The organism is Mucilaginibacter gotjawali, assembly GCF_002355435.1.
Taxonomy (GTDB): Bacteria; Bacteroidota; Bacteroidia; order Sphingobacteriales; family Sphingobacteriaceae; genus Mucilaginibacter; species Mucilaginibacter gotjawali.
Genome location: NZ_AP017313.1, coordinates 5,965,596 through 5,992,538, shown reverse-complemented (window position 1 = coordinate 5,992,538; position 26,943 = coordinate 5,965,596). Strand labels below are relative to the sequence as shown.

The 26,943-nt window shown below is 42.8% G+C and carries 22 protein-coding genes; 15 read left to right on the top strand and 7 right to left on the bottom strand.

Annotated elements, in window-relative coordinates; all coding sequences use genetic code 11:
• Nucleotides 1–9: 9 nt before the first annotated feature.
• Nucleotides 10–1,509: a B12-binding domain-containing radical SAM protein gene (locus tag MgSA37_RS26335; RefSeq protein WP_096356596.1), complete on the bottom strand. Its 1,500-nt coding sequence runs from the start codon at nt 1,507–1,509 to the stop codon at nt 10–12.
• 289 nt (nt 1,510–1,798) lie between these two features.
• On the opposite strand from MgSA37_RS26335, the gene MgSA37_RS26330 reads away from it, so the two are divergent.
• The 3 genes from MgSA37_RS26330 to MgSA37_RS26320 are packed head-to-tail and all read left to right on the top strand — an operon-like array spanning nt 1,799 to nt 4,834.
• Nucleotides 1,799–2,539: a class I SAM-dependent methyltransferase gene (locus tag MgSA37_RS26330; protein WP_096356594.1), complete on the top strand. Its 741-nt coding sequence runs from the start codon at nt 1,799–1,801 to the stop codon at nt 2,537–2,539.
• The gene (locus MgSA37_RS26325; protein ID WP_096356592.1) at nt 2,539–3,696 is read left to right on the top strand and encodes an amidohydrolase family protein; all 1,158 of its coding nucleotides are present in this window, start codon (nt 2,539–2,541) and stop codon (nt 3,694–3,696) included. Before MgSA37_RS26330 ends, MgSA37_RS26325 begins: the two co-directional genes overlap by 1 nt.
• Before the next feature lie 40 nt (nt 3,697–3,736).
• Nucleotides 3,737–4,834 (top strand): glycosyltransferase family 4 protein, encoded by a 1,098-nt coding sequence (locus MgSA37_RS26320; RefSeq protein WP_096356590.1) that lies wholly within the window; start codon nt 3,737–3,739, stop codon nt 4,832–4,834.
• Between the two features lie 27 nt (nt 4,835–4,861).
• On the opposite strand, the gene MgSA37_RS26315 is transcribed toward MgSA37_RS26320, so the two are convergent.
• Both MgSA37_RS26315 and MgSA37_RS26310 read right to left on the bottom strand, forming a co-directional pair.
• Nucleotides 4,862–5,917 carry a glycosyltransferase gene (locus tag MgSA37_RS26315; protein ID WP_096356588.1) on the bottom strand — a complete coding sequence of 352 codons (1,056 nt, stop codon included), beginning with the start codon at nt 5,915–5,917 and terminating at the stop codon, nt 4,862–4,864.
• Nucleotides 5,901–7,517: an ATP-binding cassette domain-containing protein gene (locus MgSA37_RS26310; protein WP_157750754.1), complete on the bottom strand. Its 1,617-nt coding sequence runs from the start codon at nt 7,515–7,517 to the stop codon at nt 5,901–5,903. The genes MgSA37_RS26315 and MgSA37_RS26310 overlap by 17 nt, the downstream gene beginning before the upstream one ends.
• 328 nt (nt 7,518–7,845) lie before the next feature.
• Here MgSA37_RS26310 and MgSA37_RS26305 point away from each other — a divergent pair, with 328 nt between their 5' ends.
• The 8 genes from MgSA37_RS26305 (at nt 7,846) to MgSA37_RS26270 (ending at nt 19,671) form a co-directional block, all read left to right on the top strand.
• Nucleotides 7,846–10,620: a non-ribosomal peptide synthetase gene (locus tag MgSA37_RS26305; RefSeq protein WP_172885375.1), complete on the top strand. Its 2,775-nt coding sequence runs from the start codon at nt 7,846–7,848 to the stop codon at nt 10,618–10,620.
• Between the two features lie 373 nt (nt 10,621–10,993).
• Complete coding sequence (locus MgSA37_RS26300) at nt 10,994–12,034, top strand: NHL repeat-containing protein (RefSeq protein WP_096356582.1); 1,041 nt, start codon at nt 10,994–10,996, stop codon at nt 12,032–12,034.
• Between the two features lie 35 nt (nt 12,035–12,069).
• Nucleotides 12,070–13,773 carry a PQQ-binding-like beta-propeller repeat protein gene (locus MgSA37_RS26295; RefSeq protein ID WP_096356580.1) on the top strand — a complete coding sequence of 568 codons (1,704 nt, stop codon included), beginning with the start codon at nt 12,070–12,072 and terminating at the stop codon, nt 13,771–13,773.
• Between the two features lie 43 nt (nt 13,774–13,816).
• A complete protein-coding gene (locus MgSA37_RS26290) occupies nt 13,817–16,183 on the top strand; it encodes a TonB-dependent siderophore receptor (RefSeq protein WP_096356578.1) in 2,367 nt (788 codons plus the stop codon).
• Nucleotides 16,184–16,600: 417 nt separating this feature from the next.
• Complete coding sequence (locus MgSA37_RS26285) at nt 16,601–17,494, top strand: FAD:protein FMN transferase (RefSeq protein WP_197706048.1); 894 nt, start codon at nt 16,601–16,603, stop codon at nt 17,492–17,494.
• 13 nt (nt 17,495–17,507) lie between these two features.
• The gene (locus tag MgSA37_RS26280; RefSeq protein ID WP_096356574.1) at nt 17,508–17,726 is read left to right on the top strand and encodes a DUF4266 domain-containing protein; all 219 of its coding nucleotides are present in this window, start codon (nt 17,508–17,510) and stop codon (nt 17,724–17,726) included.
• A gap of 29 nt (nt 17,727–17,755) precedes the next feature.
• Nucleotides 17,756–19,096: a DUF3570 domain-containing protein gene (locus MgSA37_RS26275; protein ID WP_096356572.1), complete on the top strand. Its 1,341-nt coding sequence runs from the start codon at nt 17,756–17,758 to the stop codon at nt 19,094–19,096.
• Nucleotides 19,097–19,239: 143 nt separating this feature from the next.
• On the top strand, nt 19,240–19,671 hold the full coding sequence (locus MgSA37_RS26270) for a thioredoxin family protein (RefSeq protein ID WP_096356570.1): 432 nt from the start codon (nt 19,240–19,242) through the stop codon (nt 19,669–19,671).
• A 415-nt stretch (nt 19,672–20,086) separates the two neighbouring features.
• Here the strand turns inward: MgSA37_RS26270 and MgSA37_RS26265 are convergent, their stop codons facing one another.
• Nucleotides 20,087–20,725: a cytochrome b/b6 domain-containing protein gene (locus MgSA37_RS26265; RefSeq protein WP_221199391.1), complete on the bottom strand. Its 639-nt coding sequence runs from the start codon at nt 20,723–20,725 to the stop codon at nt 20,087–20,089.
• 108 nt (nt 20,726–20,833) lie between these two features.
• Nucleotides 20,834–21,598 carry a hypothetical protein gene (locus MgSA37_RS26260; protein WP_096356567.1) on the bottom strand — a complete coding sequence of 255 codons (765 nt, stop codon included), beginning with the start codon at nt 21,596–21,598 and terminating at the stop codon, nt 20,834–20,836.
• Between the two features lie 352 nt (nt 21,599–21,950).
• Between MgSA37_RS26260 and MgSA37_RS26255 the strand changes: the two genes are divergently transcribed.
• Nucleotides 21,951–22,622 carry a response regulator transcription factor gene (locus MgSA37_RS26255; protein WP_096357761.1) on the top strand — a complete coding sequence of 224 codons (672 nt, stop codon included), beginning with the start codon at nt 21,951–21,953 and terminating at the stop codon, nt 22,620–22,622.
• Between the two features lie 3 nt (nt 22,623–22,625).
• Nucleotides 22,626–23,888 (top strand): sensor histidine kinase, encoded by a 1,263-nt coding sequence (locus MgSA37_RS26250; RefSeq protein WP_096356565.1) that lies wholly within the window; start codon nt 22,626–22,628, stop codon nt 23,886–23,888.
• Here MgSA37_RS26250 and MgSA37_RS26245 read toward each other — a convergent pair.
• Nucleotides 23,885–24,085: a hypothetical protein gene (locus tag MgSA37_RS26245; protein ID WP_096356563.1), complete on the bottom strand. Its 201-nt coding sequence runs from the start codon at nt 24,083–24,085 to the stop codon at nt 23,885–23,887. The genes MgSA37_RS26250 and MgSA37_RS26245 overlap by 4 nt on opposite strands.
• Nucleotides 24,086–24,236: 151 nt before the next feature.
• Between MgSA37_RS26245 and MgSA37_RS26240 the strand changes: the two genes are divergently transcribed.
• Entirely contained in the window at nt 24,237–24,647 is a 411-nt protein-coding gene (locus MgSA37_RS26240; protein ID WP_096356561.1) for a hypothetical protein, read from the top strand.
• A gap of 11 nt (nt 24,648–24,658) precedes the next feature.
• On the opposite strand, the gene MgSA37_RS26235 is transcribed toward MgSA37_RS26240, so the two are convergent.
• A complete protein-coding gene (locus MgSA37_RS26235) occupies nt 24,659–25,567 on the bottom strand; it encodes a transglutaminase family protein (RefSeq protein WP_096356559.1) in 909 nt (302 codons plus the stop codon).
• Between the two features lie 44 nt (nt 25,568–25,611).
• Between MgSA37_RS26235 and MgSA37_RS26230 the strand changes: the two genes are divergently transcribed.
• Nucleotides 25,612–26,397, top strand: a complete 786-nt coding sequence (locus MgSA37_RS26230; RefSeq protein ID WP_096356557.1) for an O-methyltransferase — start codon at nt 25,612–25,614, stop codon at nt 26,395–26,397.
• Nucleotides 26,398–26,943: the final 546 nt, after the last annotated feature.

Sequence of the window (26,943 nt, the reverse complement as noted above, 5' to 3'; positions counted from 1 at the left end):
AAAAAACGTTTAAAATCCCTGGATTTCCGGTTGGCGGTATTTCCAAACTTTTTGCAGCAGCTTTATTTCGTAAGGGTAATTATATACATTCGCCTTGTAACGCATGCCGGCTACCAGCTGTATCGCTTTTCGTTTGATGCTGCTGAGGCGGATATCTGTAACGGTTGGATAAACACCGTTTAAAACTGTTTCAAAGTTTTGAATCTTACCGATCATTTCGGGCGTTAACCAGGGGGTAAGCGGATTTTTCCGCAGGTCAAAGTTTTCCCAGGCAGGGCTAATCCAGTCTTCCAATACTTTTGGATATTTAAACCCAGCAGCTTCTACCTGTTTAAAAAGGGCCGACCCTTCCGTAGGAACCGGGCTATAGGTGTACAGCACAATTTCGGTCCGGGGATTTACTGCCTTTACTTTTTTAATAAAATCTATTTCGAAATCAATCTGGGCTTCCACCTGTTTTGCTGTTGGCGCCGGGGTGCCCAACACAAAAGAGTACTCGGGGATAATATCAAATTTCTTTAACCGCTCCGCAAATCTGATGATCTGATTACCTGTTTGAGTGCCTCCTTTATCCAGTTGGTCCAGGATCAGGTTATTGCCGCTTTCGGCGCCAAAGAAAATGATCTTGCACCCAGCCTCCCTGATCAATGCTAAAGAGGCATCGCTAAACTTGTCCATCGTATCAATCCGCGCCATTCCCCACCACGACATTTTTTCCGGTTTTATCAGCTTTGCGAATTCCACCGTCCTTTTCTCCGAAACAAAGAAATTATTATCGTGAAACTCAATGGCATCGGCCCCCCATTTATCCTTGATGTATTTAACATCATTATAAACCGTTTGTGCCGATTTTGCTTTCCACCTTGCCTCAAAAATGGGCACGACAGCGCAAAAAGAGCAGGTAAAAGGGCAGCCAATGCTGGAATGATAGGCCAGTGTTCTTTCCCCTAAAAATGTTTTACCAAGGTATTTTTTAATGTTATAGATCTTGTTCAGTTTATCGTAAGGCAAGGGCGGCAGTGGATCCTGGTCGAACAAGTCTTCCTTTTGGGTTTTAACAATCTCGTTACCCGCCTTATAAATCAGATTCCTGATAAACTCGTAAGGCTTGTTATCTTCAAGTGCATCGATTAGCGACGGAAACGCATGGTCGCCGGGGCCGTTGATAATAAAATCAACATAGCCCGAATCAAGAATGATTTTTGGATGGCTTGAGGGAAAATAGCCCCCCCATATCATAGTGGTATGAGGGAACCTTTCCTTTATTGTTTTTGCAAAAGGTATGGATTGCTTTAGTTGGGGCCCCGGCATTACCGTAAACCCAAGGTATTTATAGTCGCCCGTGCTCAAATAGGATGCTATTACTTCCAACGGATTTGCATCACGGTTGCCGTCAACAATCACCCATTCGTGTTTTCCTTCAACAGACGCTGCTATACTTAAAATAGAGTTGGGTATCCGGTATTTACCGTTTGCGCTTTGGGGATTAAATAATAAAATCTTACTCATTTTATAACTCACAATATGGATTTGAATTGCTGTTTATGCCCCCGATAGCGTCGGGTTTAAACCCGACGCTATTTTTAACCCTCTAATTGGGGGCGATAAACAACAAACCCAATTTAACCATCAAACTATTTCTTTACTGATATGAACGGTCACTGTTAACAATACGCCCGGCAAAAAACTAAGGTTGCCTGTAAAGGGAAATAAAAATCGCAGAGCAACCTTTCGGGGTGATGCTCCGTATTTCTTTAGTAAAGGGTTGCATATTCCAGATCAAAACCAGCTTCATATCATGATCAAAACAGTAAAAAAATATATCAGCAGGCATTTGTTCCCGCCACAGGTAGCTGAAAGGGAAGTTGTGGCGGCGTATGACCTTTGGGCCGAAAATTATGATTCGCAGCCGGGTAACCTCATGCTCGATCTGGATAAAATGTTGTTTTCGAAATTAATGGTAGGTGTTGACATACGTGATAAAGTTGTTGCTGATATTGGCTGTGGCACCGGCAGGCACTGGCCCGGAATTTTTAAAAACGAGCCTGCAAGTTTAGCCGGGTTTGACGTCTCTCCGGGGATGCTCCAAAAACTGAAGGAAAAATTTCCGGCAGCGGAAACCTATACCATCACCGACAATAGTTTTTCGGGCATCAGCGATCATAATTTTGATGTGCTTGTATCAACGCTAACCGTTGCCCATATCGAAAACCTGGAAGAAGCCCTGGAGGCCTGGTGCCGGATCACAAAAGATGAGGGGGACATTATTATAACAGATTTTCATCCCGATATACTGGCTTTTGGAGGTAAAAGAACTTTCAAACACGGGAACAAACAAATAGCAGTCAGGAATTTTGTACACACTGTTAACAGCATTAAGGAAATACTTTTGAGAAATGGCTTTAAAGCCGTGAATGAAATCGAAAGGAAAATTGATGAATCGGTAAAACATTATTATACCGACCAAAATGCAGTGTTGGTTTACGAAAAATTTAAGGGCTTCCCGGTAATTTACGGGATACATTTCAGGAGGCCGTGATGAAACTTAACAACCTGAAGATGGCCGGCACCGACGAAGTTGTTGATGTTGGGATTTCCGGTGAGCAAATAGCAAACGTATCGTCAAATCCGGGAACCACTTCAATTGAAGAGATACAAATAACCTTTCGGGACGCACTAGTTTTCCCGGGCCTGATCAATTCGCACGATCACCTTGATTTTAACTTGTTCCAACAATTAGGCACCCGGATTTATAGCAATTATACCGAATGGGGCAAAGATATCCACCAGGCATATAAGACCGAAATCGCCGCGGTTTTAAAAGTACCTGAGCAATTGCGTTCGGTGTGGGGTGTTTATAAAAACCTGCTGGGTGGGGTTACAACGGTAGTGAATCATGGAGAAAAACAGTTGCTGGAGGATGCGCCGTTAACCGTTTTTGAAAACAGCCATTGTTTGCATTCGGTAAAGTTTGAAAAAGGCTGGAAGATCAAACTGAACAATCCTTTAAAAATAAAGCTCCCCGTAAACATACATATTGGCGAGGGGGTCGACTGGCCTTCCTATGATGAAATTGATCAGCTAACCAGGTGGAACTTACTGCGAAAAAAATTGATCGGGGTACACGCTGTTGCCATGTCAGAAGCCCAGGCCAAAAACTTTGAAGCTATAGTTTGGTGCCCGCAATCCAATTATTTTTTACTTAACCAAACCGCGCAGGTAAATGGTTTAAAAAACAGCACACGGTTGTTATTCGGAACAGATTCAACCCTGACGAGCCATTGGGATATATGGGAACATCTGCGGAGTGCCCGGGCAACGAAACAAATTTCCGACGCTGAACTATTTCAAACAGTTAATCAAAATGCATCGAAAACATGGCTGATGAACAATGGCGAAGTAGCAGCCGGTAAGGATGCTGATATTGTTATTGCAAAAATAAAGGACCATAAAAAAGGCTTTGATGCGTTTTTCGCAATCACGCCGGCTGATTTGTTACTGGTGATGCATAAAGGAAATATCAGGTTGTTTGATGAAACTATCCTCGGGCAGTTAAAAAATATCCACGTTGCTGAATACAGTAAAGTATATATAAATGGGGTCGGCAAATATGTCCAGGGTGATTTACCTGGTTTAATGGAAAAGATAAAGGAATATTATCCTGCAGTGCGGTTTCCGTTAAGTGCAAATAATTGATTCAGTGCATATTACCGATAAAATATAATCCAACAAACTAATGACCTACGTTTTTGTAAGTTTTGCTTATTTGGCAGACCTGGATTCGCCCGAAAGCTGGTTCGAAAGAACGGCGGTTTATTCGGGTGTGTTGGAACGCTTAAGTAAAGAAAATACAGTTCATAATATAATAAGGATCAATTACCGGGGTAAATGCGAACACAATGGAGTTGTTACCCACTTTGTTGATTTTGGCAAAAATAAAGCGTATTTCCCGTTCGGTTTAATCCGTTTTATAAAAAGCTTAAAGCCGGATATTTTATTTATTCAGGGTTTGCACCAGCCTTTACAGCTGATCTCGTCGGGTTTGTTGTTGGGTGGGAAAACAAAAGTCATTGTACAGCATCATGCTGAAAAGCCATTTACCGGTGTAAAGAAGTATCTTCAAAGAACAGCCGGGCGTTTTGTCGGCGCTTATTTATTTGCAGCGGCATCGATAGGCATAGACTGGGTGAAAAGGGGTAATATCGCTTCAGCTGGAAAAATACATGAAGTGATGGAAGTATCCTCCTGTTTTTATCCAATGAAAAGGGCCGCCGCCAAATTAATAACAGGGGCAGAGGGGGTGCCTGTATTTTTATGGGTTGGCCGGCTGAATGCGAACAAGGATCCTTTGAATGTTGTAAAGGCATTCCTGAAATTTACGGAAACTAACCCAGGAGCGCGGCTATACATGATCTACCATACGGAAGAATTGCTAAATGAAATAAAGCAGGAGGTGGAAAAGGCCGCTGTAAAAAATGCGATCACGATGGTTGGAGAGGTTCCACATGAGGAATTGCTTTACTGGTTCAACAGTGCTGATTTTTTTATTTCCGGATCGCATTATGAAGGGAGTGGTACTGCGCTTTGCGAGGCAATGGCATGCGGTTGCGTACCTTTAGTTACGGATATATTTTCCTTCAGGACGATGACGGATAACGGAAAATGCGGTTTATTGTACGAGCCGGGTAATCAAAAAGCGTTGCTGGCTGCATTGGAACAGACAAAACACCTGGATATAGCGGAAAAAAGGGCCAGGTCATTAGCTTACTTCAAACAAAACCTTTCGTTTGAAGCGATAGCCGCAAAAATCCAGCATGTTGCAGCAGGCCTTTAGCCAGGTAAAATCAACATATGAACGGGATCAAACGAACAAACTGATCACATTTTTGGCAATTTGTTCAATCGGGCACATTAAAACAGGGTCGTGGCCACGGTGTGTATTTTTTAATATGGCGGATAAAGCAGCATTCATTTCATCCGGGGTTTTTACCACGTAATGATGCCGGTAATCTTTGTTCATCGGTTTACAGAAAGAAACTACGTGGGCGCCGGCGTATAAAGCTTCGGATAATACAGAACCAAAGCCTTCATATGCAGAAGGGTGTAAAAATACTTTCGACCGTTGCATTAAAGCTAATACTTCCTTTTGTGGTAACTCACCAGCAAACACGAGGTTGTTTTGCAAATTCAGAGAGGAGGCCAATGCCTCCAGATGCGCTAATTCAGGGCCCTTGCCGCAGATAACAGCTTTTATATTTGGAAAGTAACTCTTTAAGGAAGCAACAACTTCTACAAAAATATGGTATTGCTTCAGGGGGATCAATGAACCGGCGCCTAAAATATCTATGTCCCTTTTTGCGGGCGCGGGCCCGAACATCGAGGTGTCGATACCAACGGGGATTACCTGCTGGGCCGAAATCCAATAATTTCGCCTGATCTCTGTCGCAATAAAATCCGACAGCGCTATCAGCTCATTGCCACTGGGCTTTACCCATCTGAAATATTTATTCCCGCTTTTTGCATCCTGCCCCAATACCCAGGCGTAATGGATAAGCCGGTATCGCTTTGCAAAATAGCTGCCAACAAAGGCGCACTCCCCAAACCAAAAACTGAGGATGCCCAGGAGTTTGGTTTCCTTTTTTAGTTTCAATAATATCCTCCAGGCTTTTAACCATACAAGCGCGCGATTATAACCGCCTTTTTCTTTCCCGCCGATAGTATAAACTTTTATGCCATGCCAGTTATATACACTTTTAACAAAAGGGTATTGAAAGCTGATAACAACAATATTAAGCCCGGGGCAGATCTTTTTAAGCGCCCTGGCAAATATTTGCTGGGGTGGAATGCACGCGGTATCGGCCTCATTTTCGGGGAAGCCGGGACTCAGGATCACCAGGGTTTCAGGCGTACGCTTCATCCATCGAAAATATTTTATTACAAAATGATAAACTTGCTTTGTTGTGCGTGATAAAAAGGATCATCTTGCCTTGCAGGGCAAGCTCCTGCAGGCGTATTAATATGGTTCTTTCCGAAAAATCATCCATCTCGCCAAAAGGCTCATCCAGGATAAGCAGGTCGAAATCATGGTATAGCGCCCGGGCAAGCATTATCCTTTGCCGCTGACCGCCACTGATGTTTTTACCGTTTTCGCGGATCACTTTTTGCAGCCCCTCCGGATATTTCTCCAATAACTGAGCAAGACCGCAGAACGCTATCACTTCATCGAGTTTGCTTTTTTTAAATCCATCTTCGGCCAGCGTAATGTTTTTTAAAATAGTATCATGGATAAAAAAAGGCTGTTGTTTTACGTAGGAAATGTTGCCGCGATACATCATTCTGTCAGCAGCATCTGTTTTTTTATCGTTAACAGTTATCGTCCCGCTGTCAGGTTCCAGGAAGCCCAATAAAAGGTTGATGATGGTGGTTTTCCCTTTTCCTGATGGGGCAGACATACCGACAAAATCTCCGGGCACAATGTAAAAGCTCGTTCCGTTTAATACATCGTGATGCTTGTATTTAAAATGAATATTTTCAAATTGAATGGAATTGATTGAACCGGGCGAGCCGGGGTTTTTTGCATGGTGCATTTCCCCTGTGGGAGAAGCAAGATCATTCAGCGTAAATTGATAGGTCTTGATTTGGCCGGCGCTATTTAAAATTTTGATAATCCCCGGGATGATCTTATAGGCCGCCGCCATAAAAACGCCTATAGTAAGCAAGCTGATTGCGGGCACACTTGCCGACAATTTATTTACAGCGATCAAAATAAAAAAACCCAGCACCGCGAAAGTTTCTATCAGCCGGGAAGGCAGGCTCTGTAAAGTTTGCTGGGTCGCAATATGATTATTCATCTGCTGCTGGTGTTTGTAATACCGATCAGTAAAAAAAGGGTTCTTATCATAAATATTGCTTTCTACATACCCGGATAATGATTCCTGCAAATGTTGTATGGTTAACTGGCTGTTGATTTTGATGTCCGCACGGATATGCTTTAGTTTCTTTTTGATCATCCAGCCAAGTAAAATAACGGGTGGCAGCAATAGCAAAAAAAGAGAAATGAACAGGCCGGGGTGATAAAACAGGATCGCAGTAATGGTAAAAAAGATCAGGATGCTTTGCGATATGATCTGCTGTAAATTGGTTAATATGTAATTACTGAATTCAACAGGTTGCTGGCTTATTTTGCGGAAAAACACCGATGAATCGGTATTTACAAATTGGACGTAATTTCCCTGCAGATAGTGCATTACGTTACGTTGTGATAAGCGCGAAGCTATGTTGTAAAAAAACGCATATTCTTTTTTTGTGAGGAGGTACCCGAACCAGTTTTTTAAACTGAATAACAATAAGAAGGTACTCACCAGCAACAGGGGATTTCTATGACTGATGGATTGTAAATAAACGGGGTGACCTGGCAGTTCGCCTGATGTATAAAAATTAACCACTATTAACAAACCGCCCAAAAATACAATATCAAGCAAGCCGATCATGCTGTCAAACACAGCGTGCAGCAACATTTTCACCCTTTCTTTAGGGTTTAGAATGCTGAGAACCGTTAAAATAAAATGTTTCAAAGGCTTGTGAATTGGTATCAATTTTTAACAAAGCATCCCCTGTCAGGATAAATGAATATTCATTTTAAGGAATTTACTTACTATATGCGTTACGGTATGGCTGAAGGTTAAGTTGCCTTGAGAAAAAGATTTTAAATGATGTGCGTGCCATTTATATCCCGCAAGGAGTTATGCCTGCCGGATTGTACCGGGTAGGGATAGTTGAAGTAGGGCAGGTAACCAAAAAAATCTGTTTGCGTATAAGCCATGATCAACCATGCCCCCTAAAATTATGACAATATCCAAAACTGATAAAGTTGAACCTAAAACAAGTTTTTGGTCCGAAAAATTTGAGAATGTGAAAGACTATCAGTTACTGAAGGAATTTAACAACACGGTTGTTTTTTATCCGCGTGAAAAAACACTTACTGACCTTTTTGAGGAGCAGGTATTACGGACCCCGCAGGCAATTGCCCTGCGCCGTAACGACCAAATAATGCGCTATGATGAGCTAAATAAAAAAGCCAATCAGCTGGCGCATTATCTTATAACCCATGGCGTACAAAGCGGCGATAATGTTGGGCTTTTGGTTTCACGGAATTTTGATATGATCGTTGGTATGCTGGCGATACTGAAGGCCGGCGGCGCTTATGTACCCATTGATCCGGAGTACCCTTTGGACAGGCAGCAATATATCCTAAAAAACTCGGAAGTAAGCCTCGTAATCACCGATTGTAAATATCCATTGTCAGCTTCTCTTGACGAAAGTCAGCTGGTAAAGCTCAGAGAAATTAATACTGATCAATTTAAAAACGAAAAACCCGCTATAAAAGCAGATAGTAAACAGCTTGCCTACACTATTTATACCTCCGGCTCAACAGGCATGCCAAAGGGCGTAATGATAGAACACCATTCGGCGGTTAATTTGGTATTGTGGGTAAACAGGGAGTTTAACGTTGGGCCTGATGATTGCCTGCTATTCGTAACTTCTATGTGTTTCGACCTGTCTGTTTATGATATTTTCGGGTTGCTGGCAGCTGGTGGGTCTCTCCTGATCATTGAAAAACAGGAATTGATGGACGTGCCGAAGTTAAAGGAACTGATGACGAAACACCGTGTAACTTTTTGGGATTCGGTGCCCTCAACCATCGATTATTTTATCGGCGTGCAGGAAACGGTTGAAAGTCCCCGTTTTGAAAATGCTTTACGGCTGGTTTTTATGAGCGGCGACTGGATACCGGTTGGGCTGCCGGACAGGATAAAAAAATATTTTCCGGCTGCCAAAACCATCAGTCTTGGTGGCGCAACAGAAGGGACTGTATGGAGTAATTTTTACCCGATAGATAAAACGGAAGCTCATTGGGCCAGCATCCCCTACGGTAGGCCGATGAGCAATAATTTTTACTACATACTTGATGAGCAGCTAAACCCCGTTCCTGTTGGCGAAGTTGGGGAACTATATATTGGCGGTGTCGGAGTAGCCCGGGGTTATGCGCAGGATACTGAAAAAACCGGCAAAGCTTTTTTAAAGGATCCGTTTACCGATCAGATGGGCGGAAGAATGTATAAAACCGGCGATATGGGCCGTATGATGCCTGATCTGAACATGGAGTTTTTAGGCCGCATTGATGACCAGGTGAAAATCAGGGGATTCAGGATTGAGCTGGGAGAAATTAATGCTTTCCTGCAAAAACACGAAAAAGTAAAAACAGCCGTAGTGCTGGCTAAGCCGGTTAAGGACCGTGAAAAAGAACTGGTGGCATACGTGGTTGGTGATGCAGGTCCTGCCGAGCTGAGGTCCTTCCTAAATAGCCAGTTACCGGATTATATGGTACCAGGCAGCTTTGTGAAAATTGATTCAATCCCTTTAACCAGCAACGGAAAAGTAGATAAAAAGGCTTTGTTATTGTATGCGGGACCCGAAACGGACGAGGTAAGTTTTTATATCGCCCCGCGTACAAACATCGAAAAGCTTGTAGCAGACATATGGGCAGAAGCGCTAAACCTGGAGAAGGTTGGTATTTATGATAACTTCTTTCAAATTGGCGGGCATTCGCTCATTGCTGTTAAAGTGATGACAATGATCGAACAAAAAACCGGGAAACGTTTGCCGTTAGCCACATTGTTTGAACACCAAACTGTTGAGCGCACGGCTCAATTGATTAGCCGCGATGGCGTTTCAATTACCTGGGATTCGTTGGTGCCAATAAAGCCACACGGACACAAAACACCTTTATACCTGGTGCATGGCGCCGGGCTGAATGTGCTGTTGTTTAATGCGGTTGCCACCGGGCTTTCGCCCGATCAGCCCGTTTACGGCTTGCAGGCTAAAGGCTTGAATGGCATAGATGAGCCGTTAAAGACCATTGAGGAAATAGCAGCCCACTATGTAAACGCAATAACCAGGCAAAATCCAGACGGGCCATACGCCCTGGGCGGTTTTTCTATGGGAGGGGTGATCGCTTTTGAAATGACCAGGCAAATAAAAGCACTCGGAAAAGAAGTATCAATGCTTGCTTTATTTGATGCCTACATTGAAAAGTGCACCTATTATGATCCGCTGTTATTGAAGATTGCAAAAAATACGGGTTTTTATATTAAAAGCCTGCTGTATATTTTTAAGTTCAGCGCGGGCTTTAAGAGTACCCTGGCTGAAAAAACAACCTTATTTAAACGAAGGATGATGGGGCGGTATTGGTCATTAAGACATGGTAAAGGACATAATAAGCAGGGTTTTTTTGGCTATGCTCATAAAATAGATAAATATAACACAGAGGCGCTCAATCGTTACCGGTTTTATCCACTGGATATTGAAGTTGATGCTTTTAAGGCAGAAACACGAACATTTTATGCAGAAGATAGTGTTTATATGGGTTGGAAACCTTATGCATTAAAGGGTGTTAATATCCACCTTATCCCGGGCGAACACAATACAATATTTAAAGCACCTAACGATATAGAATTTGCGCAGGTATTGCAACAATGCCTTGATAGGATTGAAAATAAAAACGACTTATCACAAAAAATCGCTGTCGCAAAAGCGGTAACTGAAGTGGAACCCGCTTAATTATCTAAAATTCTTTACTTTTTAATCCTTTATAAACGGCTTACAAAAATTACGAAAGACGGCGGGGACTATATTTTTATTCCGCGGGGGGCCTAGAGGCAACAACCCTAAAAACGGCGGGTATTAATCCCAACACATCAGGGCCGGCTAGTCTTTCTCGGGGTTAAGTTCCGGCGTAATCTGTCAGCCGATGTGATAATCTCGCCTTTCAACCTAAATGCGGAGCCGGGTTACATTTTGGTTTGTTTATGCTCGTTTTTATTTGTTAATTGTACTGCCAATTGGGCGGCATGCAAACCAGCCTGAAAGATTATAAACATCAACACAAAGCATACTTTTTTATTTAATTATCCGGGAACGGAGCAAGATATTAATGAAGAAAAACCTGTTATTTCTATCTGCAGCCATCGCATTTGCAATGGCCTGTAATAAAAACAAAAATATTGAGGTAACAACCTACGCGGGCAGCGGCGCAATAGGCGCAGTTAATGGCAAATTAACAGAGGCTTCATTTTCAAACCTGATGGGGCTGGCTATCGACTCCGGCGGCAATATTTATGTTGCCGATTCGCGCAACAACATGATCCGCAAAATAAGCGCGGATGGTGTGGTAAGTACACTCGCCGGAAGCGGAAGCCAGGGCTCGGCCGATGGCAAAGGTGTTGCTGCTTCATTTTTCTTTCCGGCGGCGCTTACCGTTGACGCGCATGGGGTTGTGTATGTTGCCGACACGCATAACAGCTTGATCCGCAAAATAACGCCTGATGGAATTGTAACCACCCTGGCGGGAAGACCCGATGCGGTGACGAAGGATCATCCGGAGGCCCTGGTCAGGTTCGATAATCCTTATGGGATTGCAGTTGATAGAAACGGTAACGTTTTTGTTTCCGATTGGGATAAGGACCAGGTAAAAAAAGTGAGTCCTGACGGAAAAGTAAGTGTATATGCAGGTACAGGCGACAGGGGTTTGAAAGACGGCCCCGCCGGCAACGCTTCATTTTATTTGCCCGAGGGGATCGCCCTGGATCAAAAAGGCAACCTTTACGTGGCCGACACTTATAATAACCTGATCAGGAAAATAAGTCCGGATGGGATCGTTTCTACGCTGGCTGGTAAAACCAAACGGGGTTCAGCAAATGGCAAAGGCGCTGCAGCATCATTCTCACATCCTGATGGGATAGCTGTTGATAAAAAAGGCAACGTTTATGTGGCGGATGTTGGTAACAACAAGATCAGGAAAATTACCCCCGATGGTATGGTAAGCGATTATGCCGGTACAGGTAAACGCGGCGCCGATAACGGCCCCGCGTTTACCGCCACCTTTTACAGGCCGTTCGGAATAACTATTGATAATGCAGGTAATTTATTTGTGGCAGATTACCAGAATAACCTTATCCGGAAAATAGGAAACTGATTGAATGAACTTAATGAAAATAATTTACAAATAAAATGATCAGAAAAATTGCCATTCCGCTTTTAGCGATAATGATTTGTTTTGGGTGTAAAAAAAAGGAAGCACCCACGCCTGTTGTTGTGGTTACTCCTCCTGATAGCATTGTTGGCAAACTCAACAACGAGCATATCAATGTACTCACCCAGCACAATGATAATTCAAGGGCAGGTTTCAATAGCCATGAAACGGTTTTAACTACTGCCAACGTAAATCCGCAGCAGTTTGGCAAGCTTTTTACATTACCTGTTGATGACCAGATTTACGCACAGCCGCTGGTATACAGCAGTTTGCCTATTGCGTCCGGCACACACAACGTCGTGTTTATAGCTACTGTGAACAACACGGTATATGCTTATGACGGTACCATCGGTAATTTATACTGGAAAAAAAACTTTACCGTATCTGGCATGAGGCCCCCTAATTCCAGCGATATGAATTCTTCCTGGTGTACCCCATATACTGACTTTAATTACAATATCGGCATTATTGGCACACCCGTAATTGATTCAGCAACTAAAACCATGTATTTTGTTGTGCGCAGTACCGATGGGCAAAAGTTTGTACAGCACCTGCACGCCATCGATATTTTAACAGGTGCCGACAAAGCAGGGAGCCCGGTTTTGATTAGTGCCAGTGTGCCCGGAACCGGGGATGGTAATGTGAGTGGCACGGTAAGCTTTGATCCCCGGCGGAACAACCAGCGGCAGGGATTGGTGCTGGTAAACGGCGTTGTATATATCTCCTGGTCGTCTCATTGCGATTGGAACCCCTATCATGGCTGGGTTATAGGTTACAACGCATCCACGCTGGCACAGCAAGGCGTTTATAATGACACCCCCAATGGCGAAAATGGCGGAATATGGGAAAGCGGAATGGGCATAGCAGCAGATGCGCAAGGTAGTTTATACATTACAACGGGCAACGGAACCGTGGGTAAAGGCAGTTTTTCAGCAACCGGCAATGGCACAAACGATATAGGCAACCAGGTTCCTACCGACCTTATTAACCGTGGCGAAAGTGCCATAAAACTTACCCCTTCGGGTAGCACACTTAACGTTACCAGTTACTTTACCCCTTTAAACTATTTGAACCTGAACACAAACGATCTGGATTATGGCGTTATGGGTACATTTTTAATTCCGGGCACAAATTTATACCTCACCGGTTGTAAGGATGGCAATTTGTATGTGCTCAATAAAGACAATATGGGGGGATATTCAACTTCATTCAATGTCATTCAGCAAACCATACCGCTAAACGGCAGCATGCACTGCCAGCCGGCATTTTACAAAGGCGGATTAAACCAGTATATGTATTTGTGGTCCGAAAACGATCAGTTGAGAGCCTTCGCATTTGATTATGGAACAGGTTTGTTTGCAAAAAATTCAACGGTTTCGCAGGATCCCGGTCCGGGAGGGGACTGTGGTGCACAGCTATCAGTTTCCGGCAACGGTTCTGTAAATGGCTCCGGCATACTTTGGGCTTCCTACGCATCCGCAGGCGATGCGGGCAATACCGTGGTTACCGGGATATTAAGAGCTTTCGATGCGAATGATATCACCAAAGAATTGTGGAACAGCAATCAAACCAATGGCGATGGGGTTGGTTTTTATGCAAAATATTGTTCGCCAACCATAGCAAACGGGCATGTTTACCTGGCAACCTTTTCAAAAAAAGTAGTGGTATACGGGCTAAAATAAAAGGATATAGCGGTGTTAATAGTCAACCCCATTTTTTTCACAGATGATTTTGAAACAACCGGGAATAAAATATGTTTTTTTGCCGGTTGTGTTTTGGTTGATGCTGCATGGATCACCCCTTTATGCCCAAAAAACTACCGGGATAAAAGGGTGGATTGTAACGGACAATGATAAACCGGCGGCATTTGTCAAAATGTTTTTGCGACGCTCAAATAGAACAACGCTTACAAACAGAAACGGATTTTTTTTATTGACAGATCTTCCCGCCGGAAATGATACACTGATCATCATCAGCCATGGGACTGCCTTAAGGGAACGCAGCATACTAATAAAGAAAGGGACGCTCCTTAACCTGGATACAATAAGGTTGATCAGCGAAGCTATAAAGCTGCAGACAGTTAAAGTTAACGGGCGGGTTTCACATTCGTACTTAAACAAAAATTCATTTTTTGGAGAAAAAACAGAAGCACTCATTGTGGATATTCCGCAGGCGATCTCGACGGTCAGCAAGGAACTTATCCATGATAAAATGGAACTTACACTAAAAGATGCGTTGAACGACGTTGCAGGAGTAAATCAATATTCCGGTTTTGATGAATACACGATCAGGGGCTTTAAGGCCGAAAATGCCCGGGATATTGATGGCTTGCGTGGTTATAGTACTACCTATACGAGCACAATACTGGTTAATATTGAAAGGATAGAGGTTATAAAGGGGCCTACGGCGACCTTATATGGCAACTGCGATCCAGGGGGCACGATCAACATGGTTACAAAAAAGCCATTAGATACCAGCAGGGCTGCGATTGATATTTACAGGGGGGCCTGGAACCATTTCAGGGTTCAGGGCGATATGACAGGGCCCTTAAATAAAAGCAAGACATTGTTGTACCGCATTAACGCCGGGTATGATAATACCAATTCGTTTATCAATCAAACATTTGCTAAATCGTATGAACTGGCACCCTCATTCAGCTTTATCCCAAATGATAAATTCAGGGTGAATTTTAATTTTTCGGTATCAAATATTCACACTGTGCTTAACCAGGGCCAGCCAGGATATGAAGAGGACAATAACCTGAATTCAACCCCAATCAATCTAACCTTAACGCAGCCCGGCGACTATTTGCGTGAGACGGATGTTGCCTCCGTTATTTCTGCATCGTACAAGATCAATAAAAACCTTATTTTTAGTATGGGTTACTTGAATTATATTACCCGGGAAAATGTGGCCGCGCACGGATTGAATAATTACATCACCCCGGATTCAGTTTCCCTTTATTACACTACCTGGGCCTACCATACGGTTACCAACACCCTCACTAATTATCTCACTTACAAATTCAAAACAGGTAAAGCAAGCCATGTGGTGCTGGCCGGGTACGATTATGTAAGGAGCTCGGTTAATTTAAACCAGCAATACTACGAATTGCCCGATCAGTTTGGCCCGGGCAGTGGCATTGTTGGAACTTTAAGCCTAGGTAGCCCGCAGTATTTTCAAATGCCGGTAAATACTTACCGTTTGTCTGATTATAACAGCGACGAATCGGATGTGAACAGCAATATTTACCATACTCAGGGCGTATACCTGCAGGATCAGGCTAACGTTGGCAAAGTGAAACTATTAGGTAGCCTGCGCGAGGAATTTTATAAAGCAGATGACGGCAGCGGGCTAAATGAAAGAGTGTTTTTGCCGAGAATCGGCATCGTCTACCCGCTTATGCCAAAACTAAACGGTTATGCCAGTTATAACAAAGGTTTCGATCCGTTTGAAGCATCGACCAGTATACAGGTTTTTGATGCGCCGTTTAAGCCGCTAACCAGCCAGTTGCTTGAAACAGGGTTAAAAGGCGGTTTTTTTAATGATAGACTTTTTGCATCTGCGGCGCTTTATCAGCTAAAAGTTCAAAATGTGGCGGTAAATGCAAACAATATCTCTGATCCGAACCTATTTGTGCAGCAGGGTGAAAACAGGTCGAGGGGGTTTGAGGTGGAAGCCACGGGTTATATACTTTCGAATTTGAGCGTTAATTTTAATTATGCAAACTGCCTGGCCATCGTTTCTAAAAGCGATATTGCGTCTCAAATAGGCTCTGTAGTTGAAAATGCCCCCCGAAATACCAGCAGCAGCTGGATTAAATACACTTTTAGCAATGGCGTCTTAAAAGGATTGGGAATATCCGCAGGCCATTCGCAGGTTGGCGCTCGCAATACGCTTGATCCGGCAATTAAATTACCCGGTTACCTGGTTATAAATGGCGGTGTACGCTATGGCTTGCAGCGATACCGCTTTGCCTTAAATATGAATAATATTACTAATAAAACTTATTGGCAGGGAGCATATAATAATATTAATAAATGGCCTGGTGCCCCACGGAATTGTATGTTTAACCTGGGGTATAGTTTTTAGATATGCCGGATACTTTAATAACCCGCCCTTCCTGCGCACTCATAAGTGTATTCGTCGATACATTTCCGCTCTCCATCTATTTTCGTCTTTAAAAAAATAAATAACGGGCTATTTTAGTTTAATAATTGATTTACAGGGTGTTTTGTTGCCTGCCCGGCGGGGAGGTTTTAAATTTGAGCCTGTGGATGTTAAATTAAATATATCCTTTGATAAAATAAATGTTTAAACGTGCAGTTGTTAATTTATGTTAAATATGAATGGATGCCGGGTATTGGAAAGGTAATTTCATTTACACTACAGAATGTTCGGGTAATATTGTTGTAAGACTCCCGGACGAAACAAAAGTGTTTAAAATTCTCAGCGCTGTATGGTATGGTTATGAATGATCAGTTGGTTTTTAAAAAGAGTTGCAAACTAATGGGCAACCATTTTGAATTAACGGCCGTTGCTGATAATGAAGACTGGGCCAATAAAAGGATTGATGCCGGAATTGCCGAAATACAAAGGATAGAACGGTTGTTAACCACGTTTAGTGATGAGAGTGAAACTAACCAGGTAAATCAAAATGCCGGTATTATGCCTGTGAAGGTAAGTGCCGAAACTTTTGCCCTGGTTGAACGTTCCATCAGGATATCAGCCATAACACAGGGCGCTTTTGATATTACCTACGGCTCGATTGATAAGCGTCTTTGGAATTTCGATAAAAACATGACAGCGTTACCGGATAAGGCTACAGCAAAAAAAATGGTGAGGCTGATCAACTACCGGAATGTTGTACTCGACAGGGAAAAAAGCACCATCTATTTAAAGGAAAAGGGGATGCGGATTGGTTTTGGGGGGATTGGTAAGGGATATGCGGCCGAAAGGGCCAGGCAGGTGATGAAGGACCTTGGTATTACCAGCGGTGTAGTAAACGCTTCGGGTGACCTTTGTGCCTGGGGACTTCAGCCAAATGGCGCTCCGTGGACCGTTGGGATTGTAAACCCAAATGTTAAAAACGAAATATTTTCGTGGATGTCTGTCACCGATATGGCGGTTGCCACTTCGGGCAATTATGAGAAGTTTGTAATGATAGACGGTAAAAAATATTCGCATACCATTGATCCCCGTACAGGTCTGCCGGTTACCGGCATCAAAAGCGTAACTATCATTACTACCAATGCTGAAATTGCTGATGCAATGGCCACCCCGGTGATGATCATGGGCATTTATACCGGCCTCGACCTGATCAACCAGATGAACAATATAGAAGCTATCATTATTGACGATGATGACAAAATGTACACATCAAAAAATATACATATAAAATAAAACCCCCGATAGAATGAAACGATTGATAAAAATATCGGCATGCTTACTGCTCGTTATTTCTGCCACATCATGTGTGCATTTAAAGGAGTACCAGAAAAGCCGGCTAAATGACTCTGAAATGGCGCTTACCAACAGAAAAGCTGAGAAAAACGAATTGAATTTTCAATCATATCGCGAAGCGGCTTCGGGCGCGAATGCCGGGAAAACCGGTGGAGGCTGTGGTTGCAACTAATTATCCGATACGCGCACTATTTATAATTTATGAAGAGAAAGTTTTTATCCGTAATCGGATTTGCAATATTATGCCGATTTCAAGTGTATGCGCAGGTTAACACTGACACAAGCCGGCTGCCCAGGCCCGCGTATACCAGCTTATATACACCTGTTGCCGAGGATACCAGCAACTATAATCCCCGCCGACTAAGAATAGACGAGATTGACCTGGTTTCGAGTTATTATACCCAAACGGGCGACCGTTCGGCGGTTATGGGAGGAATGCCCGGGCCAAAAGGAACACAAAATGTAACCGATTTTTCAAACGGCCTGAACCTGAATTTGGTTTGGCTAAACCAGGCGAATAACAAAAATACATTATCTGTGGGTTTAGGGTACGACCATCATTCGTCGGCGTCTGCAGCATACGTTGCATTAAACGGCGGCGGAAACCCACGTGGTACAAGGATTTATCCTTCGCTGGATTGGACCGTGGAGAATGCAAAAACAGGTAGTACCTTTGGTATTGGCGCCTATTATTCCGGCGAATACAATTATAAGTCGAAAGGTATAGATTTTCATTGGTCGACAAAAACCAATGATAAAAGCGGGGAGTTTGGTGTGAAGCTGCAAGGTTATTTCGATAAGGTAACGCTTATTTATCCGTCAGAATTTGTCCCCGCTGCTGCTGCAACCCAGACGGGTACAACCATATACACTACTGCAAGCGGGGTTGTTGAGGTATTAAGCTCTTCGGGCCAGGTAATTTCGAGTTCAAAAAATACCCTGCCAACCAGCCCACGGACAACCCTAACAGCGGCATTTTCCTATTCGCAACAGATAAATTCAAGGCTGCAGGTGATGTTTCTGGGTGATGTGGTTAGCCAAAGTGGTTACCTTGGTTTGCCTTTCCACCGGGTATATTTCAACACCGGAAAAGATACCATTGAAAAGCTGCCTTCTTCGCGGTTTAAGCTGCCGGTTGGATTCAGGCTCAATTATTTCCTTGGGGATAATATCATTCTGCGAACGTATTACAGGTATTACATGGATAACTGGGGAACGCGCTCAAATACAGCGAGTATTGAAGTGCCATACAAAGTGACGCCATTCTTTTCTATTTCGCCGTTTTACCGGTATTATGACCAAACTGCGGCTAAGTACTATGCACCGTATGAACAACATAGTGCATCGGATACCTATTATACCAGTAATATTGAATACGCAAAATTTAATGCGGGCTTTTATGGTGTAGGTTTTAGGATAGCGCCGCCAAATGGCGTATTTGGTATGCATAGCTTCCACGAAATGGAAATAAGGTACGGGCACTATACGCAAACTACCAACCTTGCATCGGACGTGGTTTCATTAAGTATGGGGTTTAAATAGCCTGTATATTTCGGGCTTGTTAGGGCACTATTAAATTTTTAATTGTTACGTTATATTATTGTAAAATTCATTTTATCTACAAAATGTGTGAGTATATTGCTCATACATACAGCAGGTGAAACCAAAAAATTAGAGTATTTGTTATGAAGATGCTTTCAATTGCTTTTATGATGTTCTTTTCTTCAGCCGTTAGCTGGCTTGGGGATTTTAATGTTGCCAGGACAGAGGCGGCGCAGGAGCATAAATTAATTCTGATTAATTTTTCAGGCTCTGACTGGTGCGGGCCATGCATACGATTAAGGAAAGAAATCCTGGAGTCGGAGGCGTTTGAAACGTATGCTGCAAAAAACCTGGTATTGGTAAGAGCTGATTTTCCGCGGCAGAAGAAGAATCAATTAAGCCCTGAACAAGTGAAATTGAACGAGGCCCTTGCTGATAAATACAACCCGGATGGTAAATTTCCTTACACGCTCCTGGTTGATCAAAACGGGAAAGTGTTGTTTTCATGGGATGGTTTCCCCAATGAAAAGCCGGAGCAATTTATCGGGCAAATTGAAGATAACCGCGCTCAATAATAATATTACGTGAAAGGGCCGGAAACCGGCAATTTTTATGTAAATTACAAAAGCCGCGTTGATAACGGGATTATAGCAGAGAATTTGTATTAACAGCATAAAATATGATAAACTCAATAAAGATCAATAGTGATCGGATCCTTTTTTATCTCTGGCTCGTGCTGATGGGCATTATATTTTTGTTGAGCGGAACGCTGGTGTAAAAGGCACCATTGAATGTACTGCAAAATGGTGTGCTTATGCCTGGTCAAAGCAGCCCTTAAAATAGTCGGCTTTATTTTAATCAGATTTTAAAACGCGGTGCAGTCAATAAAACGGTTAGGTTGAAGAGATTTGAGCGTTTATAAAAGATACTATCCATAAAAAAGCCTTCCTGACTCAAATTCAGGAAGGCTTTTAGCATTAAGGCTTATGCTTATTCTTTTCCTCCGTTGATCATGTCCGATACTATTCCAGGGCTGTCTTTTCGTTCAGCTAAAAACACGCCGGCCAAATGGACAACAATAAAGGCCAGTATCAGGTACATCGTAAACTGGTGGATCTCCCTGAAGGCATGAACCGCCTTAAGTGCGGGTACATCGTCTTCAAATGCAAGGCATAAACCGGTAACCGCCATGGTAATAATCATCAGGTAAAACATAGCGTAAACGGTTTTTACTAAAAAATCGTGCCGGGCGGTTTCCCGCTGTTGTTTTACGCTTTGGTATTTTGCATAGGCGCTTTTCAAACTGCGAATAAACCGTTGATCAGCGAGCTGGAAAAACTCAAGTAACAGCCTGAAAGCAACCAGCCCAACCAGTACATAACCGAAATAGGTATGAAGCGTCCAAATCTTGTCACTCAATTCATGCGCTACAGCGCGGGCCTGGTCATTGCTGACCGTTGCGCCGGCCTCCTTAAGCGTGTCCTTTATAAATGATGCATTTGGCCTTGTTTTTAATATAGTTGAATTAATTAAAACGGTTAATAATGATCCGCTGATGATGGCGGCATTCAACCAATGCCATAAGCGGATAGCGGAAGAATTTCTTTTGATTTGTTGTTGTGTGGCCATAATCTTCGGTTCAATAACTATTATATTGTAGTGGGGTGATTTAAATTTTATAATTCAGCATTTATTATTTCAGGCCTTATCCCAAACATAGCTGTTCCTTTTGCTATTTTAAAACCTCCGGCCGAGAATGATCTTGAATATTGATCTATCGGTACTGTTGGTAAAGCCCCGGCCATACCCTGCATTAAATTCCCAATTGGGGTTAAAATTTAAATCCGTGGCAATAAATAATTGGTGCTGCTGCTGTTGTATCGGGTCATAATTAAAAAACGGCCCGGTACTGCCGTAATATTCAAGCCCCAAAGCAACCAGCTTGCTTATGTCATAGCTGCCTTTAACATTTGGCGAAAATATTAAGCCCCGGTTTTCATCGGGCCCTTTAAAGCTTTGGTCTAAAGTAGGGTTAAAGGCTACATATAAGCCCCCCCATTTTTTATCAATAATAGGCCTGATCTCTAAGGTGGAAGTATTGGCCGAGTATTGCGCTTTTTGAAATCCAAATTCAACCGATAAACTTAAGCCCACGGGCCATTTCCAGCTTTCGGGTATAGCAACCCTCGGGCGGATGTGTGAGCCAACATAGGCGGTTCGCCCGTCGCTGCCGATGGTATTAAAAAGATAGAAGCCGGTTTCAAACCAGGGCAGCCAGCCATGGGTGATTTCGATAGTTTCGTGAAAAACATGATTGGTGGGTAAAACGCCATCTGCCATTGTTTTGCTGCCATCCGAAGTATAATTGCTATGCAATTCGAGCATCGTATGGCCGGCGTCAACTGTTTCGGATCCGTATACCTGGATTTCGTAGTTGTCCTGTGCTTTCAGTTTATATGTCAGGGCAAAAGCTAAAATTGCGGTTATGTAATATTTTCGCATTGATTTCAGATTGTCAGTTTCCTTTTTTTTTGATTAAGCAGTGCTTTGCGGCCATTGTCCATTTTTATATTTCCGCGTTAATCAAATGTATAGGATTTGCACATACATGGCATTATTGTAATCGCAATTTTACCGGTGGTGTTAATTTAATAGGGGTATTCTGTGTTTTAACTAATTTGTGCGGCACATTGCGATAAAAATAAGTGTAAAATCTGAAGCAATATTGAAGATTAATTCATTTCAGGGAGATTATTTATATTCGTTAACCTGTGTAAACACGGCATCATTTATTTTATTTAAAATCTTCAGGTTTGCTTCAAAATCATTTTATAGATTTAATAAAAATTTAATATTGAAACTCCTGATTGTTGAAGACGAGCAAACCCTTCGCGACACTATTGAAAAGTATTTTACAGAAGAGGGAAGTATTTGCGAGGTAGCCGAAAATTTAAAAACGGCACTTAAGAAAATAGCCGTATATGAATACGATTGTATCCTTTTGGACATAGGTTTACCTGACGGGGATGGCTTTGCGGTGCTGGAATACCTGCGGTCATCCGGTAAAAATGAATGTGTATTGATCATCTCGGCCCGTAACTCGCTCGACGATAAAATAAAGGGCCTCAATATAGGTGCCGACGATTATATTACCAAACCTTTTCACCTGGCCGAGTTAAAAGCAAGGCTGATGGCAATCGTTCGCCGGAAAACCTTCGGCAGCAACAGCAATTTAACATATAATGAGATCAATATCGATTTGCTGGGCAGGAATGTTACCGTAAATGACAAGGTGATGGTGCTGACCAAGAAAGAGTATGATATGCTGCTTTATTTTATTGCCAACAAGGGCAAGGTGATTTCGAAAAATGCGATCGCTGAACATCTCTGGGGTGACGAAATGGATATGCTGGATAGCTTTGATTTTATTTACACCCATATTAAAAACCTTAGAAAAAAACTAATGGAACTAAGCGGGAAGGATTTTTTTGCAACCATTTACGGCATTGGCTACAAATTTGTTTAATACATGAAATTAGCTTCCCATTATAATAAGGCGAGTGTTATTATCAGTGTTTCGGTGTTGCTCATCTCCGGATTGGTTTATTACCTCATTATCAACCATATCGCCAGGCAGCAGCTTGATGATAACCTGAGCGAGGAAATTGCAGAAGTAATTAATTATGTAAACCTTAACCACCGGTTGCCTAAGCCGGTTGAATTTGATGAAGACCAAACCTCATTTGCAAAAACTAAGCTTACCCATTATAATACCAGATTTTTTGATGCGCCTTATGCAAATACAAAAGAAAAGAAAGTAGAAGCAGGCCGCGCTGTATCGGCGTTGATTAATGCGGATGGCGAAAACTATGTGGTTACTATTATTGAATCGAGAGAGGATGCCGAATACCTTATCCAGATCATCTCGGCGATCACGCTTGTGCTAACGGCGGTTTTGCTTGGCATCCTCATCATTACCAACCGGTATGTTTTAAACGGTTTATGGCGGCCCTTTTACCGTATTTTAGACCAGGTGAAATGGTTTAATGTTGCCGATACCAACAAAGTGGCTGCTGTTGAAACCAATGTAGATGAGTTTAAAGACCTGGGCGACGCCGTCGCAAAAATGTCGGCAAGGGTTACTACGGAATACCAGGGGTTAAAGGCTTTTACGGAAAACGCTTCGCATGAAATGATGACGCCGCTGGCGGTTATAACGTCAAAGCTGGATATGCTGATACAGGATGAAACATTGAAGCCGGATCAGTTTGCCCAGATAACTGATATTTATTCAGCCGCCAGCCGGCTTTCCCGTTTAAACCAGTCGCTTTTGTTGCTGGTAAAAATCGATAACAATTTATTGCAGGATACCGAAAAGCTAAATATTAAAAAGATCGTCCTGGAGAAAGCGCAGCAGTTCCAGGAGATGATTGTTAATAAGAATATTCAACTGGACTTGCAACTGGCCGACCTTGAAATAAACGCCAGCCGGTATTTAATAGACGTACTGATTAACAATCTTTTCAGCAATGCCATCAGGCACAACAAAAATTCAGGCACAATAAAAATTCAACTCTCAGGCAACCGCCTTCAGTTTCAAAATACAGGAGACCCCAACCCATTACAGAAAGACGCTATTTTTGAACGTTTTTATAAGGGGCGTACCTCTGATGGCACCGGGCTTGGCCTGGCCATTATGAAAAACATCTGTGCGCTGTATCATTGCGAAATCAAATACGCTTTCAGCAAGGGCATGCACTGTTTTTATATTGACTTTGCCAAGCCTGTTTAGCGGCCTGTTCTTGTCTTTACCGAATTATTGACTGCGTTAATTGTCTCTACGGCAACTTTTTTGCCCTCATCAAACCAATTGGGTATATTGTCGGCAAGATCTTCAATAATTGATCGCCCGCTTGCACCTTTTTTGGTGATATAGTTGACGCCGTAACCTACTGCAGCTCCAACGATGATATATTTCAATAAATGCATACTTTTACGTTTTTAAAAATAAACGGCTATTTCGAAAGATTGTTTTCCAAAAATCTATAATGGAATACGTCGCTGAAACAGAGCTGGATGATAAATTATTGTAAATGAGATATTTAAATAAAAAGTATCTTTATTTAAACTTTAAAACACAATGACACCTGTTCACTTTACCCTTTCGGCCGCCTGCATAGGTTTGGCAAATATTTTAATAGAATGGTTAATTATTGGATTTTTGTTCCATAAATCGCAGGCGCTAACGCCGGACACCTGGAAGAAAGAAAGTAGCGGTAGTTATTTATACAGCATTTTCCTAGCTGTTTTATTTGGGGCACTGTTTACGCTTTTTTATATGAAGATCGGGTCGAAATATGTAATCGTACATAATTTATGGTCGCACATAAAATTAGGGTTGATTTGTTTTGCCGCATTCAGTTTTGTTACCGAGATCAATAACTTCTTATATATCAACTACAACCGGAAGTATGCTGTTGGCAGGATGATCGCTTCATGCCTGAGCATCGTTGCGGCAGCGATTATAGCCAGCCACTTTTTCTGGCGGTAAAACCGGAGTATTCACAACCCCACCCGTTGTCCCTCCCCCTTTAGGGGCCCGGGGGGCTGGTCCTGCTCTACTATTCGCAGCAATTCATTCAACTCCGCAACTTTTTCAACCGAGCCGAGATGTTCGTAAGCGCTGATGAGGTTGCGCAACACCCGTTTGATAATATCAGTATTTGAGCAGGGTTCGTAAAATTGCTTATCGAACTTTAAATTCAGCTGTTTTAAAAACATATCCACATCCCGGCGGCCAAAAATAAAACCCTTGTTGAACGCATTGATATAGAACAGAATCCCGCCTTCAAATTCGCTTTGCAGAGTTTCATCCATATAAGCAAGGATAAAATGCTGCGGCAGGTTAACGCCATATACGGGAATGTCCAATTTTTGCGCGATGATTGAATAAATAATCGCCAGCGAGATCTGGTTGCCTTTTTTGGTCTCGAGCACCTGGCTGATATAACTGTTCTGCGGGTCCTGGTGATTAGCTGTATTGCCGCTGAACCCGTAAATATTATAAAAAACGTGGTTAATCAGCTTTACCTGTTCGGCCGGGCTGGCTTCATTCATCATTTGGATCCAGATATCCCGTTTAATGGCTTCCACCTGGTTAATTACCTTTTGTTCGTCAAGATCAGGATATTGGTAACGGTTAATGATCAGGATGCCCTGCAACAGATCAAAGGCCCCGCCATGAAACCATAAGCGGAGGTCGTTTTTTACGATGCCAAACTGAATCTCATGGACCAGGTTGGCGATGCGCTCCTGCTGAATGGCGTCAAACGCTTCTTCCCATGCTGATTCCAGGTAGTCGATTACTTCAGGACCAAACGAGAGCAATTTTTCATGCACATGTTCAAATATCTCCCCGTCCGGGTCGTCCAGTAAACGTATCAATGATTTTACTTCTGTTGGATTTATCATGCGCTGTACTGCTAAAATACTAAACCTTTTATACTTTTACAACCATGTTAAATTTAAGGTTCGCTAAAGACTATTTGCTGCACCGCTTAAAGGCAAAAACCAGGCATGGTGTACACTCGCCCTTTGTTTACCACTTGATTGATAAGGTTATTTACGATTTTGCGCCCAAAAAAGTATACACACAAGTTGAAAATCTGCGAAAGCAACTTTTACATGACGAAAGGGTAATCACGGTCACCGACCTGGGGGCAGGCTCGCTGGTGAATAATAACCGGCAAAAAAGGATTGGCGACATTGCTAAAAATGCTTTAAAACCACCCGGGCTGGCTCAACTGCTCTATCGTTTGGCGGCTGACCTGCAGCCTTCCAGCATTATTGAATTAGGCACCTGTTTGGGTACAACGTCCATCTACCTGCAAAACGCCGCTCCTGCAGCAAAGGTTTATACGCTGGAAGGGTGCCCGGAAACAGCGGCTATTGCCAAAGAAACCTTTGGGAAAGCCGGCGTTGGAAATATAGAATTAATCACCGGGAATTTCGACAATACATTGCCGGGGATAATTAAAAAGCTTGACAAGCTTGATTTTGTTTTTGTTGACGGCAATCACCAGAAGGATGCCACTTTAAGATACTTTGAATGGTGCCTGCCCAAAGCGCATGAAAACACGCTGCTTATTTTTGATGATATTTACTGGAGCGAAGGCATGAAAGAGGCCTGGAACGAAATTAAGGCGCATCCGCAGGTTACCGTTACCGTTGATTTGTTTTGGATCGGCCTGGTATTTTTTAAACCAGGGCAGGTAAAGGAGCATTTTTTGGTGAAGGTTTGAATTAAGATGCCTGGGATTTTAAGACTAAAGGGTTTTTATTGCGATTTTATGCGAGGGGGTAAATCCAACTATTGCTAATTCACAAATTTTGGCTAAAGCCTTGGTTTTCTGTTTGCGTATCTGTCTCATTTTAGGCTGCCGTGTGATCATAAGGTATTATGCGCCGTAGGTGCTACCTCTTTGGAGAAATGTCAAATAATAAAAGTGACAGCTCCGTTAGGTGCTGCCCCCCGCAGGCAAGTCAGCGGGGGGTTACTGTATAAGGGTAGCCGCTATGCGGCACAAAGCTATTGCGTTTTTATTTCTACAAATGGGTAGCCCCTCCGGGGCAGATTGTCCTGACGGCTGTATTTAAAGATTTGGGTATGTGGCAGCCTTAAAAGGGACGGCAATGAAGGCAATTGCGTGTGTAATTCATTGCCGTCGGTTTTAACCGATGGATAAAAAGGTATTAAAACAAGGCTTTAGCCAAAAATTCCGCGGGTTGTGCAAGCTAAGCAAGCAAATAGATTAGCAACGAGAAGTTGAATTGAACGCAATTCAACT

Bases quoted from the DNA above. Each gene is read 5' to 3' on its own strand.
- MgSA37_RS26325 (WP_096356592.1), top strand. From the start codon at position 2,539: ATGAAACTTAACAACCTGAAGATGGCCGGCACCGACGAAGTTGTTGAT.
- MgSA37_RS26290 (WP_096356578.1), top strand. From the start codon at position 13,817: ATGATTTTGAAACAACCGGGAATAAAATATGTTTTTTTGCCGGTTGTG.
- MgSA37_RS26305 (WP_172885375.1), top strand. From the start codon at position 7,846: ATGACAATATCCAAAACTGATAAAGTTGAACCTAAAACAAGTTTTTGG.
- MgSA37_RS26330 (WP_096356594.1), top strand. From the start codon at position 1,799: ATGATCAAAACAGTAAAAAAATATATCAGCAGGCATTTGTTCCCGCCA.
- MgSA37_RS26245 (WP_096356563.1), bottom strand. From the start codon at position 24,085: ATGCATTTATTGAAATATATCATCGTTGGAGCTGCAGTAGGTTACGGC.
- MgSA37_RS26265 (WP_221199391.1), bottom strand. From the start codon at position 20,725: ATGGCCACACAACAACAAATCAAAAGAAATTCTTCCGCTATCCGCTTA.
- MgSA37_RS26240 (WP_096356561.1), top strand. From the start codon at position 24,237: ATGACACCTGTTCACTTTACCCTTTCGGCCGCCTGCATAGGTTTGGCA.
- MgSA37_RS26235 (WP_096356559.1), bottom strand. From the start codon at position 25,567: ATGATAAATCCAACAGAAGTAAAATCATTGATACGTTTACTGGACGAC.
- MgSA37_RS26335 (WP_096356596.1), bottom strand. From the start codon at position 1,509: ATGAGTAAGATTTTATTATTTAATCCCCAAAGCGCAAACGGTAAATAC.
- MgSA37_RS26285 (WP_197706048.1), top strand. From the start codon at position 16,601: ATGGGCAACCATTTTGAATTAACGGCCGTTGCTGATAATGAAGACTGG.
- MgSA37_RS26280 (WP_096356574.1), top strand. From the start codon at position 17,508: ATGAAACGATTGATAAAAATATCGGCATGCTTACTGCTCGTTATTTCT.
- MgSA37_RS26310 (WP_157750754.1), bottom strand. From the start codon at position 7,517: ATGTTGCTGCACGCTGTGTTTGACAGCATGATCGGCTTGCTTGATATT.
- MgSA37_RS26250 (WP_096356565.1), top strand. From the start codon at position 22,626: ATGAAATTAGCTTCCCATTATAATAAGGCGAGTGTTATTATCAGTGTT.
- MgSA37_RS26300 (WP_096356582.1), top strand. From the start codon at position 10,994: ATGAAGAAAAACCTGTTATTTCTATCTGCAGCCATCGCATTTGCAATG.
- MgSA37_RS26295 (WP_096356580.1), top strand. From the start codon at position 12,070: ATGATCAGAAAAATTGCCATTCCGCTTTTAGCGATAATGATTTGTTTT.
- MgSA37_RS26315 (WP_096356588.1), bottom strand. From the start codon at position 5,917: ATGAAGCGTACGCCTGAAACCCTGGTGATCCTGAGTCCCGGCTTCCCC.
- MgSA37_RS26230 (WP_096356557.1), top strand. From the start codon at position 25,612: ATGTTAAATTTAAGGTTCGCTAAAGACTATTTGCTGCACCGCTTAAAG.
- MgSA37_RS26275 (WP_096356572.1), top strand. From the start codon at position 17,756: ATGAAGAGAAAGTTTTTATCCGTAATCGGATTTGCAATATTATGCCGA.
- MgSA37_RS26260 (WP_096356567.1), bottom strand. From the start codon at position 21,598: ATGCGAAAATATTACATAACCGCAATTTTAGCTTTTGCCCTGACATAT.
- MgSA37_RS26270 (WP_096356570.1), top strand. From the start codon at position 19,240: ATGAAGATGCTTTCAATTGCTTTTATGATGTTCTTTTCTTCAGCCGTT.
- MgSA37_RS26320 (WP_096356590.1), top strand. From the start codon at position 3,737: ATGACCTACGTTTTTGTAAGTTTTGCTTATTTGGCAGACCTGGATTCG.